The organism is Vagococcus sp. 211, assembly GCF_056322705.1.
In genome coordinates this window covers 178,355-194,718 of sequence record NZ_CM150475.1, presented here as the reverse complement: position 1 = coordinate 194,718, position 16,364 = coordinate 178,355, and the positions used below count along the sequence as shown (strand labels likewise).

The 16,364-nt window shown below is 36.6% G+C and carries 18 protein-coding genes and 1 other RNA gene; 4 read left to right on the top strand and 15 right to left on the bottom strand.

What is annotated here, in order from left to right; all coding sequences use genetic code 11:
* Positions 1–14 precede the first annotated feature (14 nt).
* From ssrS to ACVWM0_RS01060, 3 genes are all read left to right on the top strand, one after another.
* A non-coding RNA gene (ssrS, locus tag ACVWM0_RS01070) (6S RNA) lies at positions 15–204 on the top strand.
* Positions 205–283: 79 nt separating this feature from the next.
* Entirely contained in the window at positions 284–553 is a 270-nt protein-coding gene (locus ACVWM0_RS01065; protein WP_476472807.1) for a hypothetical protein, read from the top strand.
* 25 nt (positions 554–578) lie between these two features.
* Positions 579–1,034, top strand: coding sequence for a universal stress protein (locus ACVWM0_RS01060; RefSeq protein ID WP_476472806.1), 456 nt, complete (start codon positions 579–581; stop codon positions 1,032–1,034).
* Between the two features lie 44 nt (positions 1,035–1,078).
* Here the strand turns inward: ACVWM0_RS01060 and ACVWM0_RS01055 are convergent, their stop codons facing one another.
* The 11 genes from ACVWM0_RS01055 to ACVWM0_RS01005 form a co-directional block, all read right to left on the bottom strand.
* The gene (locus ACVWM0_RS01055) at positions 1,079–2,266 is read right to left on the bottom strand and encodes an acetate/propionate family kinase (RefSeq protein WP_476472805.1); all 1,188 of its coding nucleotides are present in this window, start codon (positions 2,264–2,266) and stop codon (positions 1,079–1,081) included.
* A 4-nt stretch (positions 2,267–2,270) separates the two neighbouring features.
* Positions 2,271–3,290 (bottom strand): class I SAM-dependent methyltransferase, encoded by a 1,020-nt coding sequence (locus ACVWM0_RS01050; RefSeq protein WP_476472804.1) that lies wholly within the window; start codon positions 3,288–3,290, stop codon positions 2,271–2,273.
* 115 nt (positions 3,291–3,405) lie between these two features.
* Complete coding sequence (locus ACVWM0_RS01045) at positions 3,406–3,666, bottom strand: hypothetical protein (protein ID WP_476472803.1); 261 nt, start codon at positions 3,664–3,666, stop codon at positions 3,406–3,408.
* Between the two features lie 35 nt (positions 3,667–3,701).
* Entirely contained in the window at positions 3,702–4,142 is a 441-nt protein-coding gene (gene comGF / locus ACVWM0_RS01040; protein WP_476472802.1) for a competence type IV pilus minor pilin ComGF, read from the bottom strand.
* Positions 4,139–4,450, bottom strand: a complete 312-nt coding sequence (locus tag ACVWM0_RS01035) for a hypothetical protein (protein ID WP_476472801.1) — start codon at positions 4,448–4,450, stop codon at positions 4,139–4,141. Before ACVWM0_RS01035 ends, comGF begins: the two co-directional genes overlap by 4 nt.
* A complete protein-coding gene (comGD, locus tag ACVWM0_RS01030) occupies positions 4,440–4,895 on the bottom strand; it encodes a competence type IV pilus minor pilin ComGD (protein WP_476472800.1) in 456 nt (151 codons plus the stop codon). Before comGD ends, ACVWM0_RS01035 begins: the two co-directional genes overlap by 11 nt.
* Positions 4,882–5,202, bottom strand: a complete 321-nt coding sequence (gene comGC / locus ACVWM0_RS01025) for a competence type IV pilus major pilin ComGC (RefSeq protein ID WP_476472799.1) — start codon at positions 5,200–5,202, stop codon at positions 4,882–4,884. Before comGC ends, comGD begins: the two co-directional genes overlap by 14 nt.
* Positions 5,192–6,247 (bottom strand): competence type IV pilus assembly protein ComGB, encoded by a 1,056-nt coding sequence (gene comGB / locus ACVWM0_RS01020; protein WP_476472798.1) that lies wholly within the window; start codon positions 6,245–6,247, stop codon positions 5,192–5,194. Before comGB ends, comGC begins: the two co-directional genes overlap by 11 nt.
* Positions 6,204–7,181, bottom strand: coding sequence for a competence type IV pilus ATPase ComGA (gene comGA / locus ACVWM0_RS01015; protein WP_476472797.1), 978 nt, complete (start codon positions 7,179–7,181; stop codon positions 6,204–6,206). Before comGA ends, comGB begins: the two co-directional genes overlap by 44 nt.
* Before the next feature lie 61 nt (positions 7,182–7,242).
* Entirely contained in the window at positions 7,243–7,968 is a 726-nt protein-coding gene (locus ACVWM0_RS01010) for a YebC/PmpR family DNA-binding transcriptional regulator (protein WP_476472796.1), read from the bottom strand.
* 72 nt (positions 7,969–8,040) lie between these two features.
* Entirely contained in the window at positions 8,041–8,544 is a 504-nt protein-coding gene (locus tag ACVWM0_RS01005) for a VanZ family protein (RefSeq protein ID WP_476472795.1), read from the bottom strand.
* A 113-nt stretch (positions 8,545–8,657) separates the two neighbouring features.
* Here ACVWM0_RS01005 and ACVWM0_RS01000 point away from each other — a divergent pair, with 113 nt between their 5' ends.
* Positions 8,658–10,472 (top strand): M3 family oligoendopeptidase, encoded by a 1,815-nt coding sequence (locus ACVWM0_RS01000; protein ID WP_476472794.1) that lies wholly within the window; start codon positions 8,658–8,660, stop codon positions 10,470–10,472.
* Between the two features lie 94 nt (positions 10,473–10,566).
* Here the strand turns inward: ACVWM0_RS01000 and ACVWM0_RS00995 are convergent, their stop codons facing one another.
* The 4 genes from ACVWM0_RS00995 to adhE all read right to left on the bottom strand — a co-directional run bounded on the left by ACVWM0_RS00995 (position 10,567) and on the right by adhE (position 16,199).
* A complete protein-coding gene (locus tag ACVWM0_RS00995) occupies positions 10,567–11,916 on the bottom strand; it encodes a C40 family peptidase (protein ID WP_476472793.1) in 1,350 nt (449 codons plus the stop codon).
* Between the two features lie 148 nt (positions 11,917–12,064).
* Positions 12,065–12,577 carry a rod shape-determining protein MreD gene (gene mreD, locus ACVWM0_RS00990; protein ID WP_476472792.1) on the bottom strand — a complete coding sequence of 171 codons (513 nt, stop codon included), beginning with the start codon at positions 12,575–12,577 and terminating at the stop codon, positions 12,065–12,067.
* Positions 12,570–13,439 (bottom strand): rod shape-determining protein MreC, encoded by an 870-nt coding sequence (gene mreC, locus ACVWM0_RS00985; protein WP_476472791.1) that lies wholly within the window; start codon positions 13,437–13,439, stop codon positions 12,570–12,572. The genes mreD and mreC overlap by 8 nt, the downstream gene beginning before the upstream one ends.
* Before the next feature lie 156 nt (positions 13,440–13,595).
* Entirely contained in the window at positions 13,596–16,199 is a 2,604-nt protein-coding gene (gene adhE, locus ACVWM0_RS00980) for a bifunctional acetaldehyde-CoA/alcohol dehydrogenase (RefSeq protein WP_476472790.1), read from the bottom strand.
* Positions 16,200–16,364 lie beyond the last annotated feature (165 nt).

The following is a 16,364-nucleotide window of genomic DNA, read 5'->3' as shown; positions in this document are numbered from 1 at the left end:
AGTATTAATTTATGAGATATCTGTGATGTACGCCGTGTTTTTATTTAGTGTTGACCGAACAAATCATTATACCTTGGGAGTTAACGCCTCATGATTGAAAGCAAGCCTTTTCACTTGGTAGCTTGATATAATGACCGTGATTCCCACCTGCATATACCGCGGGTTCAACCATCGAAGACACAAAACGGCATCGACGGATATCGTTTTTTTATGCAAGTTGCTTAATAGGCAAGTTGCTTTTTTTTTCCTCTATTTTTAAACAACAGACGGGAGTATGATATAATTGAATCAGGTATTATTATTAGTGTTTTCATTCGTATTACTAGGTATTGGTGGCTACCTCCTAAAAAAAAGAAACGAACTGGTTGTCCTTTTTTCAAAAAATAATCTTAGCACCTTAAAACAACTAGCTATCTCATTCATACTTTTAGGTATTATAGGAATCATTATCGGTATCTTCACACCTACCTTAACCTTATTGCTTACTTTCATTAGTTTGGTCTTAGTTATTTCTGCTGTCTTAACCATTAAAATAGCTAACCAAATGACATGATATAAATAGAAAGGATGATAAATAAATGATCAAACCCTACCAAAATATTCTAATCGCCGTTGACGGGTCCAAAGAAGCAGAAAAAGCCTTTAAAAAATCGGTACATGTTGCTAAGAGAAATAACGCCCACTTGTATATCGGTCACGTTATTGACATTCGCGCTTTTGAGTCTGTCTCATCCTTCAACGAAAAACTAGCAGAAGAAGCAGGCCAAATTGCCAAAGAAACATTGGATAATTATGTTGCTTACGCTGAAAAACACGGTGTAACTAATGTGGATTGTTTAATTGAATTTGGGACACCTAAAACCATCATCACAAAAGAATTACCTAAACAACATAACATTGATTTAATCATGCTTGGCGCAACGGGACTTAACGCGGTTGAACGCATGTTAATCGGCTCTGTATCAACTTATGTGACGCGACACGCAGAGTGCGACGTTCTCATCGTTAGAACAGATAACCAACCTAATCAATAAAAAATAAGACCACACATTGAGACGTGTGGTCTTATTTTTTTACTTTATTTGTTTTTTAATGCTTCAACGTCACGAGCAATCATTAATTCTTCATCTGTTGGAATTAATAATACTTTGATTTTAGAATCTGGTGTAGAGATAACGCGTTCTTTACCACGAACATCGTTTTGCTCATCGTCGATTTCACAACCAAACCATGACATACCATTGATGATTGATTTTCTCATGTTAATGTCGTTTTCACCGATACCAGCAGTAAAGACAATCGCATCTGCTCCGTTCATTACTGAAATGTAGCTTGCAATGTATTTACGTGTGCGGTCAGCAAAAATTTCTAATGCTAATTTAGCGTTTTCTTCTTCAGAATTTTCTAAGTCACGCATATCACTAGACACACCTGATAAACCTAATAAACCTGATTCTTTGTTTAAGATGTTAATCATGTCTTTAATGTCTGTTAAACCTAATTTACCCATTAAGTATTGTAATAATGATGGATCAATATCACCAGAACGAGTTCCCATTGTTAAACCTGCTAATGGTGTGAATCCCATAGAAGTATCTACTGATTTACCACCTTCAACGGCTGTAATTGATGCGCCGTTACCTAAATGACAAGTAACAATCTTAGTTTCTTCAATTGGTTTACCTAACATTTCAGCAGCTCTTTCAGAAACATAACGGTGACTTGTTCCGTGAGCGCCATATTTACGTGCTGCAAATTTGTCATAGTATTCAGTTGGAATACTGTACATATAGTTTACTGCTGGCATTGATGTATGGAATGATGTATCAAAAACACCAACATTTAATGTGTTTGGTAAAACTTTTTGGAAAACACGGATAACTGTTGCTTCAGCAGGGTTATGTAATGGTGCGAATTCTGCTAACTCATCTACTAATTTTAATGCTGCATCATCAATGATAACAGACTCTTTAAAGTGCTCTCCACCAGCAACAATACGGTGTCCAGCTCCTGTAATTTCTTCAAATGATTCAATAATTTTTAAAGCTGTTAATTGCTCTAATAACATGTTAACTGCGATTTCATGGTTTTCGATATCTTGAACCACTTCGTATTTTTGACCTTCACCGTATTTAATAGTGAAAATTGAATCATTGATTCCAATACGTTCCACGATTCCTTGAGCGATAACTTCTTCTTCTGGCATAGTGTATAATTGCCATTTTAAACTTGAGCTTCCTGCATTAATTGCAATTGTTTTTGACATGTTATTATTTCTCCCTTTTAGTTATATTAATTTCGCTCCAAGAACGAAATTCTTCCATAAATGATCGTATTGCTTGATTGTCTTTTAGTGATGGCAATTCTGCTAATAAAACTTCAGATGCTTGCGATGCTTCTGCTCCCTTATTTTGAAGGATGAGTATTGATTTTTCCAAACTTCTCTTACTAAACAATGTATTTGGTAATTTTAAGATGGCTTGTAAATAAACCTTCTCGCCAATCCATTCTTTAAAACGATCTGCTTGGTCTGTTTCTAAAAAGTTAGAAGGTACTAAAAAGACGCCTAAACCAGCCTCTTTAACGTATGTCATAGCCTGTTCCATCAATAAATGATGAGCATAACTATGCCCTTCCTCAACTCCCATAATAAACGTTTTTGCTCGTTCATCATCTGGGTAATAACCGATAGGTAAATCACCGATAGTAACATCCACAGGATTCAATAAAATAGGTCCTAAACTGTCTTGATGCAATAACTCTACATCTAATCCCATTAAATCACGGTTCACTGCGGCAACTGATAAAATCGTATCATCTACTTCCACGCCATATCCTTTAACAGAAACGCCAGCTAAGGTTAAATTAGTCATCGCTGTATAAAGTAGGTTCCCTGTTCCTAGAGTAATGTCAGACAACGTTAATGTCTTAGTCCCTCTGGTCATGGTTTCCACAAAATAGGTCATTAAAAAACCGATACCATCCGGTGTTAACTGATGATTCGCTTGTAATGGTTCATTCATTAACCCTTTCAACAACACCAATTGGCTTACCTTCCGTTTCTCCTCCAAAGGTAAATCTAGCGCTACTAATTGATGATATTTTTCTTCAATCTTAGCACAGGTATCAGCAGACGGAATTCCCTCGATGACTCTTACTTTACGAGCATCTAACAAATTCTCAGCATTCTCAATATAAGCATCAAAAAAAGAAGTGTTCAATGCTTGTTGTAATAGCTCCACTGATTCAAGTAATAATTGAAAGCCTTGTTCAATTTCAGCTTGAGACAAACTCTTCACCTCTTCCATCACATCATATAAAGTCCCTCACTTGTTTTATTTTAGCGAATGAAACCGAATATTTCAAGATAAAGAAACTGAAAAAAAGAATGAGTGGTAAGTTTTCTCATTCTTTCTTGTAATTTTTATATGAAAATGTTCGTTTATAGCTATTTTTTAAGAGAACTTCTAGTTGTAGTTCTTTTTGTCTATCATCATATTCTGTGACAACTTGCCCTTCCTCAAACACGTAATGTTTGTCTAATTTGCCCTCTTTCTTAATCTGTTCAAAGGTCATATCACTCATGACTTGAGCCATATAAAAATCACTTGTGATCAGAGTGATTTCTCGTTTGTACTGATATTCTTTCACAATGAACAGTGTCATCACACTCACCATAACCAGTAAACTCAGAACAGGTATCAGTATGCCTCCTTCATCTCTTCGTTGAAATAATACGTGTAACGCCTCCCATCAGTCATTTTTATCGACATCCTGATGTTCTGATCAACTTCTGCAAATCTCACTGTTTGTACCCCCATAATAATGGGTTGATGCCCTGGTGTTTTTCGAATCATGTTTTTGTAGTGCTCAAATTTGTATTTTTCTGGGTGTTCTCCTGAATCATCTAAAAAAACCAATTTGTTATTTTTCACTTCAACAAACGCCAAGGCAGACATCTCTCTCTCCAGTTGAATCTTGCCGATTTGAAGTTCCACGTAGGTATCATTTTTAGCTCGTTCATCCATACTGACCATCATTTTAATAAAAGGAGTAATATAGAGTAGCAGTAAGGACAAGATAAATAAACTAATTAAACTTTCTAGTAAGGTAAATCCTCGGTTGTTATTATCTAATGTCATTCGATTGATCTCACACTCACCTCAGTTGTCCCATTACTAATCACAATAGCTGTCGCCTCCCATGTCAACAATAACCAGTCATTTGCCTCTAACTTCATCTGGACTTCTCTTTGTACCACAGGATCAGCCTTCTTTTCTTCAACTTGCTGCAATTCATGTAGGAAAACACACATTTCTAATCTCTCACGGCTGTCATGCTCTTGTTCAAATAAAAAACCCAATGTCGTGAGTAACAACAACACACTACCTAATAATACGACTGCTGCTAACATACTTTCTAACAACATAAAACCCTGATTATTCTTCATATCGGATCAACTTTCCACTACCAACTTGTGTTCTATAAGTATACTTCACTTCATTTTTTGTGTCTCTAAACACAATGGATTCCATTTGAGAGATATTACCTGTGCCGCTACCAAACTTTATTGTCCCATCTGTTCTCAGTTCTAAAGGTGGTGTAACCATTAGATTTCTCTTAATGATTTCTCCTTTATACCGGACAATCGTTTCTACTTTTTGCGAATCCTTAACATACGTTACTTGCCCCTCATATTTATCCACAATTGCTCCTTGTTGCGCTCTTTGTACTATGCGTTCAAACTCTGTCAATTGCCATTGAACGCTATTATTTTCTCGCCAATTCTTAATCATTATTAACGGACTCATCATAAAAATACTCACAATCAATAACACAATTATCATTTCTAACAAGGTAAAACCAGCCTGATTTCTTTGCTTATGGAATAACAATTTCTAATTTTTTCGCTTTATCGTGTTGGTCTTTAGAGATATAGCCGTCTTTAAACAAAGTGTCTAAAGAAGCTGGTTTTTCATTGTTATCTAGGTAATACATCTCTGTTTGTGTTTCTATCACCTTTTCTAAAGCAGCATCACCCTGTTTGTTAATACTGTCCGTTTGTTTGGCTAAATTGGGAACAAATAAAATAATGAGAACAGCGATAACAAATAACACGATTAACATTTCAAGTAACGTAAACCCATTATTATTTTTTCTTCTTCTTCTTTTTCTCTTCTTTTGGATGTAATTAATAATCAAAACCTCCCATATTTCCATAAATCGGTAATAATAACGCCGCATACACTGATACAATTAAGATAGCAATAATCAAAAACAAAATAGGCTGTAACCATCGGATGTACTTTTCCATCCCTAATACAAAGTCTTCCCATACTTTTTTACCATAGATAACTAACTCTTTTCCCAAATTCCCTTTGATTTCTCCTCGTTTAATAATGATGCGTAACTCTGGCAACAAGAATGCCCAGCCTTTTAACGCTACATCTAATTCGTGCCCCTTCTCTAACTCTCTCTCCACATCTTTTGCCATCTCTTTCATTAGAGGACTATATCCTTTCCGGTTCATTACTAAAATGACATCTCTTATCTCCAATCCCTGACTCAATAAATACCCCCATTCAATCGCAAATAAAGAAGTATAATAACCTTTTACTAATGGTCCAGCAATTGGTAAGCGACTGTATTTGTTAATCAGCGTTAAGGGATTGTTGTGGCGTTTTAGCCATTTCATTACACCTAACACTGCTATTACCACTAGCAATAAACTGAGTAAAATCAAAGGGCCATTTTCAATCACTACCACACCAAACGACTGGGATGTATCAGTCTCATAGATACCATTTAGTTCAGGTAAAACATAACGCTTCATGCCACCTATCATCCCGAAAAGAAATAACAATAATAAACAAGGATATGTCCCAAGCTTAATAAGGGTCTGTCTGTTCCTTTCCGTATCTGTCATCTGTTCAACCATTCTAAGCAAGGTCTCAGATAGCTGACCATGTACATCAGAAAAACTGATTTGAGCGATTTGAGATTCTGTCAACCCCACTTGCTTTAACACTTGACTCAAAGGCATCCCTTTAGTCAAGGAGCGTTTCATTTGTTTAATTATGGGCTGTTGTTTAGGCATAGTGACCATCAAAAAACTCAACCCATCTTGCAAATGAAACCCGTTGTCTAATAACTCTGCTAACAACGTCATAAAACGAATCCGTTCTTTTTTAGTGAATGATGTGTTACTTGAACCGGTGATACGTTGTTTCTTTAATAATGTTTTCATTTAGTGCCCTTCTCAGATTGTGTTCCCACTTGGTGTGATGATGGCTTAAAGAGTAATCAAACAAGACACCATACTCCTCTGCTCGATTAATAGGCAACAGTTCTTGATAGATATACCCTTTGACACATTCATCCATTTGGCTTTCTTTCACATTTAAATCCAGCAATCGACTCTTCATTCCTTCCTTACTAAACGCATGAATCGTAGAAAAGACCAGATGCCCCGTTAATGCGGCTCTCATTGCCATTTGGGCGGTTTCTTCGTCTCTAATCTCACCGATAATTAAGACATCTGGACGATGTCTTAAACATACTTTGATTAGCTCAGGATACGTCAGTCCTATTTTTTGATTGACTTGTAATTGCGTGAAATCTGAATGAATTAACTCCACAGGGTCTTCAATCGTCATCACATGTTGCAACGATTGAGCTTTAATAACATGCTGAGCCAATAAATTCATGGTGGTTGATTTACCTGATCCTGTGGGGCCAGAAAACAAATACATTCCCGTCCCTCTTATAGCGTGACTCAGTTCCTGTAACTGATCTGGATAGAGGAAACTCACATCTTTTAGACCCACATTTGTATAAAGTAGACGTATGACCAATGTTTCTCTATTCATAAAGTCCGCAACGCTTGATAACCTAATTCTGATGTTGTCACTACCACTTCTTACTGTGGCACTTCCCAGCTGTACTTTTCTTTTTTCGGACACATCCATGCCACTGAGATACTTATAATAAAGTAATAATTTTTCTGCTTCTTCTGTTTTTAATCGCTTCTTATAAATGACATCATGATGCTTCCTAAATAACAATTGATATCTATCACCATTAGGTAACAAATAAAGATCACTCACTTTTAGATCGTGGGCTTGCTTAAGTAGTTTTATCCCTTCTGTTTTTATTTTCCCACCACTTCCTCTCTTACTCATCAATATTCGCTAAAAAATTGGTTTTAGACGAAAAAAAAATCTCTATCAAGAGATTTTTTCATTATATATTTGCAGACGTGTACACATCTGAGACATCGTCGTCTTCTTCCAATGCGTCAACAATCGTTTCTAATGTTACTTGTTGCTCTTCTGTTAGTTCCGTCACAACTTGTGGAACCATCGTTAATTCTGATTGTGCTAAAGTATATCCTTCTGCTTCTAACGCATCTCTCACTGTCGCAAATTCACTGGCTTCTGTGTAAATTTCAAACACTTCATCTGACGCTTCTAATTCATCCCCACCGGCTTCTAAGACGCTCATCATCATAGTATCCTCATCCACGTCTAAACCATCTCTTTCAATAGCTATATAGCCCTTACGATCAAACATATACGCCACTGATCCTGTTTCTCCTAAAGACCCACCATTTTTGTTAAAACTCACTCGCACGTTAGTGGATGTTCTATTACGATTATCAGTTAAGGCATGGACTAAAATAGCCACTCCGGCCGGTCCGTACCCTTCATAGATTACCTCATCATAATTTTCGCCTTCTCCAGCTGAACTCGCTTTTTTAATCGCTCGCTGAATGTTATCATTTGGCATATTCGCTGACCTTGCTTTATCTAATACTAATCTCAAGGAAGGATTGGTCGAAGGATCAGGTCCACCACTCTTAGCTGCCATATAAATTTCACGAGATAATTTTTGAAATATTTTGCCACGCTTAGCATCTTGCGCGCCTTTTCGTCCTTTAATATTGTTCCACTTTGAATGTCCTGCCATTCTAATCCCCTCTTTCATAAAAATCACATACATGTGCATCTTATCATAAAACCCAATGTAACGGAAATTCCCTTATTTTTTCTTGTTCGATACCCATAAGAAAGAAATCACCGCAATAATGCACGCAGTAAGTGCACCAGAACTATCTAACGCCACATCTTCAAACAAAGGGCTTCTACCACCTGTTAGCATTTGATGGTACTCATCCATCGCTGCATAGCCCGTTGCACTAAACCAGGCTAAGAATAAGGCCAGTACTGTGTTTTTTATTTTAGGATATATACCTAAAAATAAACTACCGCCCATTATAAAATAAGAAAAGAAATGGGCCCCTTTTCTAACAAAAAACTCAATAAATTTAATGTAGCCACTTGTTTCAATACTAATAATACTCCCCGCATAACTAAAAGAAATGCCACTCAAAGACGCTTTAAATGGCTCGTTTTTTAACCATTTACTTAAAAAAGAAACACTGGATTGCTGTTCATAGGTTTGGGAAGAACTAATAAATAAGAGAACCATCATCAAGACGGCTACTCCAATATAAAAGTTGCCATTTTTCATGTGCTTTTGCATTTGTCTCACTCCTGTCTTCCTAATCCTACCTGTGTCAGTCTCAATTTTCAAACTTTTTTTAATAAAATAATAGTGTATAATAATGAGTAATAATGAAAGGGGTTTTTAAAAGTATGAAATATGCAATTAAATGGGACTTAGAGTCACTCTTTGAAGGTGGCATTGAATCAAACGCTCTACAACAACGATTGGAACAATTAGATCAAGAAATTCTTGATTATCAAACATCGGTTAAAGAATGGAACGTAGCTCAAGATGCACCTCATTTTAACCATTTTGATCACATTTTAGCGGTTCAAGAAAAAGTAGAAGCAGGCTTTGGACAAACCATTAGTTTTGTTAATGCTATCCAATCAGCTGATGTTGCCAATAAAAAAGCAGGTGCCATGCTAGCTAGCCTATTCACAAAAGCAACTGATTTCAAAAATGCTAACGTATTATTCACAAAAGAAATCACAGCAATGTCTGAAGACTTATGGTCAGCCTTACTAGAAACAGAAACAGCAAAAAAACAAGGCATTGCCTTTAATTTATCTGAACTAAGAGAACAAGGTCAACGTTTACTTAGCGAATCTGAAGAGAACATTATTAACACCTTATCAACAGATGGTTTTAATGCATGGAGTTCTCATTACGACACAATTGTCGCTCAAATAAGTATTCCTTTTACAACGCCTGAAGGAGAAGAAGTTCAATTATCTGCAGGACAAGCCTTTAACCGTATGACTGGCGATGCTGATAAAAAAGTACGTGACGACTTATTTGTAAAATGGGAGGAAGCATGGTCAGCTGTCGCACCTTTAGCTGCTGATACCCTAAACCATTTAGATGGTTTCCGTTTAAACAATAACAAATTACACGGTATTACGAATCATCTAACCATTCCTTTAGAATACAATCGCATGAAAGAAGAGACTCTCAATGCAATGTGGGGCGCTATTTCTGACAATAAACAACCATTTATTGATTTCTTAACACGTAAAGCGAATCTTTTCGGCAAAGAACGAATGGATTGGAACGATCAAGATGCACCTATCTTATTAGGTGATTTTGAAGAAAAACGCTTTAGCTTTGATGATGCTGCTGAATTTATTATTGATAACTTTAATAAATTCAGTCCTAAAATGTCTGAATTTGCTCAAATGGCGTTTGAAAAAAGCTGGATTGAAGCAGAAGACCGTCCTGGAAAACGCCCTGGTGGTTACTGTACTGGGTTACCTGAAAGTCGTGAATCTCGTATCTTTATGACTTACGGCGAATCAATTAACGAGGTATCTACACTAGCTCATGAACTAGGTCATGCCTTCCATTCTCATTGTATGTGGGATTTACCTTCAATGTCACAAGATTATGCTATGAACGTAGCAGAAACAGCTAGTACCTTTGCTGAATTAATTGTGGCTGACGCTACTCTACAACAAGCCGCTTCAACAGAAGAAAAAATCAATTTGATTGATATCAAAATGCAAAATGCGATTGCCATGTTCATGAACATTCATGCTCGTTTTATTTTTGAAAATAAATTCCATGAAGCCCGTAAAGAGAATGTCTTAACAGAAGATGAGATAACTGCCTTAATGGTAGAAGCTCAAAAAGAATCTTACCAAGATTCATTAGGTGAATACCATCCTCATTTCTGGGCAAGTAAATTGCACTTCTTTATTGACGATGTGCCATTCTACAACTTCCCATATACCTTTGGCTACTTATTTAGCTTGGGTATCTACGCACACGCTAAGAAACAAGGCTCTTCTTTTGAAGATCAATACATTGCTTTATTACAAGATACGGCATCTATGACCACAGAAGATCTAGCTATGAAACATTTAAATGTTGATTTGACTCAACCTGATTTCTGGCAAGAAGGTATTGATATTATCAAAGAAGATATCAATGAATTCATGACATTAACAGAAAAATATATTTAATGATAACCAAAAAGCTTACCTCATCCATAATATGAGGTAAGCTTTTTTATTACAAAAAAAGAACCAACACATCATGTGTTGGTTCTTATGATTATTAGTTAACACGTACACCAAAGTCTGGTGACCAATAAGCAATGCTTTGAACTGTTACATTTTGTCCTGGTTGAGGAGCATGAATGTATTGTCCACCACCTACATAGATACCTACGTGGTGAGTTGAGCCTCTAGCACCCCAGAATACTAAATCTCCAGGTTGTAATTGGCTTAATGAAATTTGTGTTCCTGAACTTTCTTGTGGTACTGTCCATGAACCAATTTCTTTACCAGTTGCTTGACGGTAAACGTATGACGTTAATCCTGAACAGTCAAACGCTTCTGGTCCTCTAGCGGCCCAAACATAAGGTTTACCAATATGTTTGTAAGCTTCTGCTACAACAGCGCTACCGTTTGCTGCGGGTGGTGCCGGTGTTTCAGCTGGTGGTGCTGGTTGTTCTTGTACAGGAGTCTCAGGTTGAGAAGGCTCTGCTGGTGTTTCAACTGGTGTATTTGGTGTTTCTGCAGGCGTTTCTGGTTGTGACGGTTGTACATTGTTATTATTTGTATTATTACTATTTGTGTTATTAGTATTTGTGTTATTAGTATCTGTGTTGTTAACAACTGTTTCAGTTGTCGATTCATTCGTTGTTGCTTTTTCTGATTGCTCTTTTGTTGTTGTTTTAGCTTGTGTTGTCGTTACTTCAACAGCTTTCTTTTGAGCAGCACGTTGTTTTTCAGCAGATGCTTTTTGTGCTAAGAATGCAGATTTTTTACCTTCTTCTGTTTCTTTTTCAGCAGCAATACCACTTACTAGAGCTGTTTGTGCTAATTGTTGATCTTCAAGTTCGCCTTTTTTAGCTTCTAAAGCAACAGCTGCTTCTTGAATTTCAGTCGCTTTATCTTCCGTTGCTTCTTTTTTATCTTCAACGGCTTCTTTATCTTCTTGTTGTTGTTTCATCATATCACTGTTTGCACCAACTAGTTTAGTTGCTGCCATGACTTTTGTCACCGCATCTGAAACAGAATCAGAATTTAATACTAATTCTACGACATTAGAATTATTGCTGTCTACTTGTACTGAACGTGCTTGTTCTTTAATAGACGCGTCACGTTTTTCAATACGTTCTTCTAACTCAGCAATTTCTTCTGCTAATGTTTTAATTTCTGTTCCTAATTCTGCTTGTTTTGTTTGTAAAGCAGACGCTTCTTCTTGAATTGATGAAATATTCCCTTCAATCCCTGCTAATTCTGCTTGAGCAGACGCTTCTTTGGATTGTAAGTCACTAATTTTTTTATCTTGATTTTCGATCTTTTGATTCACTGTCTCTGCGCTAGCTACTAAGGGCAATACTGTTGCCGATAATGCCATACTACTTACTAGTAATGTTGAAAAAATCTTCTTCTTCAATTGGTTATTCCCCCAAGTTTTCTTTTTTTTATATTCAATCTCTTTTTAGATAGTTACTTTTAATTTCAACGACATTGATATTGTAGCATAGATAGATGTCAATCTTATGTTCGTTATGTTACAGGATTATTTCAAAGTCGTAATAGGGTTAATTTTTGACATTAAACCAACGTTTTAAAGGAATGATTAGTAACAAAATAAGTAGAATATTAATTCCTAGAGTAGGCGCCAAGGTTCTCACAAAAAAGTCTAATGCTGTACCGTTTGTTAAATTAAAAAGAACTAACATACTAGCACGGCCAATAGATAAGGTAGTGACAAAAATAATAACACTCAAAATAATCGTATAAGTATTTGGAATAACATGTTCAAATAATAGATACGTTAACATCACCATAATCGGAAGTAAAACAAAATTAACTCCCAAAATATTATAGTAATAAGAATCATACAACAAACCAATAATACTTGACCAAGTAATCATATAACTTTTTTCCATTTGAAATGTAGAAAACATCAAAACAATTAACAATAGATTGCTTGTAAAATCCATTGGGACTGAAAAATAACCTAATAACGCACTACTAATATGACCATCAATTAGCATCATCAAAAAGAACACAAAGGGCAACGTATAACGGTATATTTTTTGATTATTCATCACTACCAGCCCCCGCTAATCGTTTAACAACCGTTACTGTGGTTACATCATACATATCTGCTGCTGGCGTCAATAGGACTTCATCATCTAAACCTGTTTTACTTTTTCTAATCTCTTTTACTTCACCAATCAACAAGCCTTTAGGTGAATTATTCCCCAATCCTGACGTCGTTACTTGGTTGCCTACTTCGACTCCCTCGATGGTTGTCAGTTGGTTAACAGTTAACGTGTGGGTCTTACTATTATATTTTTCCATCAAGCCATACGCTTCTTTCTCACCTTTGGCTTTCATCATTACCGGAAAATGATTCGTGTTTTGATTCACTGTGGTCAATAACTCAATTTTTGAACTGCTCTTGTCTGCAATAATGACACGACCAATTAAGCCTTTATCACCCATCACTGACATATTAGCTTCAATACCATCTTTAGAACCCTTATCAATTGTTAAAACATCTTGCCAACTATCTGGGGAACGATTAATCACACTAGCGTTAATGACATCATAATTAGATAGTGTTTCATTTAAGTCTAACTGTGTTTTTAACTTGTCATTTTCTATTTTATAATTTGCAACTTGTGCTTCTAGGGCTTTGTTGTAATCAATCTGTTTCTTCAAACGATTGTTTTCAGCATAAGTGCTAAACAAATTACCTATCCCTCTCACGCTTCCTTCAATCCCCTTAAAAGGAACTGCCAATACCCGATCAATTTTTCCAATAACCCCATTCACCTCTGACTGACCTGGTAAACTTTTCATTTTATCATCACGTTGTGCCGCACTAAAACTTATTAACAGTACCACAACGATTGTCACGATTAAGGCAATAATTATATTTCTACTTGATTTAAATTTCTTCATTTTTTTCCACCTTATAAAGAGTCTATTTTAAATACACAGCCTTTATTCTACCATCAAAACACGGGTTTATCCATCATTCATCCCTCAGTTTTTTTGATAAATGGCAATGAAAAAAGGCACCACTGGTTTGTGGCGCCTTCAAAGGGGAATCAATGATTAGTTGTTGTAAGAATCAATGATGATTTGTTTTAATTCACTGATCAATGGTTCTTTAGGGTTAGCTGTTGTACATTGGTCTTCATAAGCTAATTCAGCCATACGATCCACTGTACTATCCAAGGTTTCTTGGGTTACGCCTTGAGCTTTTAGGTTCATCTCAATACCGACACGCGTTCCCAATTCTTCCACTTCTGTGGCTAAAGCATCCACAAGCTCCGCTGTTGTATTGCCTTTTAGGCCTAAGAAACGAGCCACATCTGCGTAGTCTTCGTCCGCTCTGAAATAATCATATTTAGGGAATAGAGCGTGTTTTGAAGGGTCTTTAGCATTGTATCTAATAATATGTGGTAACAAAATGGCATTCGTACGACCATGAGGAATCCCATATTCTCCACCGATTTTATGTGCAATAGAATGGCAAATACCTAAGAAAGCATTGGCAAAAGCCATACCCGCCATTGTTGATGCGTTGTGCATTTTCTCTCTGTTTTCTAAGTTAGGGTTCTTAACTGATTCCTCTAAATAGTCAAAAACTAATTTAATCGCTTGTAAACTTAAACCGCGTGTGTAATCAGAAGCCATCACCGATACATAGGATTCTAAAGCATGAGTCAATACGTCCATCCCTGTATCTGCTGTGACTGAAGCTGGGACACTCATCACAAATTGCGGATCGATAATTGCCACATCTGGTGTCAACGCATAATCAGCTAACGGATATTTTACATGCGTCTCACTATCAGTAATAACAGCAAATGGTGTCACTTCGGCTCCTGTACCTGATGTTGTTGGAATACATACCATCTTGGCTTTCTTCGCTGCTTCCATTTTGTAGGTACGTTTACGAATATCCAAGAATTTTTGTTTTGCGCCAAAGAACTCTGTTTCTGGATGCTCATAGAATAACCACATGCCTTTAGCCGCATCAATCGCAGAACCACCACCAATGGCAATGATTGTGTCTGGCTTGAATTTTTTAATCATGTCAGTTCCTGCATACACTGTATTCGTTGATGGGTTAGGTTCAACATCCGAGAACATCTCAAATTGTACTTGGTTTGGTCGTTTGTTTAATTCATCAATGACTTTTTGTGCGTAACCAAATTGAACCATTCCTGGGTCACATACGATGAAAACACGTTCTAACCCTTCCATTTTTTGTAAGTACTGTAATGAATTTAATTCAAAGAATATTTTCTCAGGAAGTTTAAACCATTGCATGTTATTTCTCCGTTTCGTCACTGTTTTTGTATTGATTAAGTTAAGTGCTGTAACGTTTTTAGACACTGAATTTTTACCATATGAGCCACAACCTAATGTTAAAGAAGGAATCATTTCGTTGTAAATATCCCCAATCCCACCTTGGGCAGCTGGTGAGTTGATCAAGATACGGCACGCGTTCATTCTTAAACCAAAGGCTAATTGTAACTCTTCGTCTTCAGAGTGTAAAACAGCGGTATGCCCTTCACCGTTTAAACGTAACATTTGCTCACATAATTCTAAACCATGCTCTGTGTTCTCTGCTTTTAGCATAGCTAATACTGGAGATAATTTTTCTCTAGATAATGGGTAATCCGCACCCACACCTTCTAATTCAGCAATGAGGATTTTCGTTCCTTCTGGTACGGTTATCCCTGCGTCTTTCGCAATAGATACTGCTGAATGCCCAACAATACGAGGGTTCACTGCTGTTTTTGCTTCATTCATCACGGCATTTTCTAACTGTTCAAGCTCACTTGGTTTAACAATGTAGACTTGATGTGCTTCAAACTCTGCTTTCACTGAGGCATATACTTCTTTATCGACAATCACTGCTTGTTCTGACGCACAAATCATCCCATTATCAAAGGATTTTGATACAATCAAGTCATTCACTGCGCGTTTAATTTTAGCACTTTTTTCAATGTATGATGGGGTATTACCTGGTCCAACACCTAGAGCTGGTTTCCCTGTTGAGTACGCTGCTTTTACCATTCCTGAACCACCTGTGGCTAACACAATGGCGATACCTTCATGATTCATTAGAGCGTTGGTTGCTTCTATTGATGGCTCTTCTACCCATTGTACACAATCTTCAGGTGCACCGGCTTTGATTGCTGCATCTCTTACAATACGTGCCGCTTCTGCTGAACATTTTTGAGCACTTGGGTGAAAAGCAAATACAATAGGGTTACGTGTTTTAATGGAAATCATCGCTTTAAAGATGGTCGTAGATGTTGGGTTAGTTGTCGGTGTCACACCACATACAACTCCTACAGGATCGGCAATTTCTATGATACCATTTTGCTTATCTTCTCTAATCACACCTACTGTTTTATCATGTTTAATGTTATGCCAAATACTTTCTGATGCAAACATATTTTTTATTGCTTTGTCTTCATATATTCCTCTACCTGTTTCCTCAACTGCCATTTTTGCTAGGGGCATGTGCTCATTAAGTGCGGCCATTGCCATCTCATGTACAATGTGATCCACTTTTTCTTGATCAAAAGTTTTCATCTCTTTCAACGCTTGATTACCTTTTACGACTAAGTTATCAATGACTGCTTCGACTGATACCGTTTCTTTCATTTCTACTTTTTTATCTTCTATTTTAGCCATGTTAGTCCTCCTAAGAACAGTTTGTTATGTATTTCACAATTAAAATATACAACATTTTAAGAGGCTTGTAAATACCTTTTGTGATTTTTTTCACTACTTTTCAAATGAATACGTTTTCTTTACAAAATATCCCTTTTTTATAGGAAAAAGCAAAAAAAAAAAGAA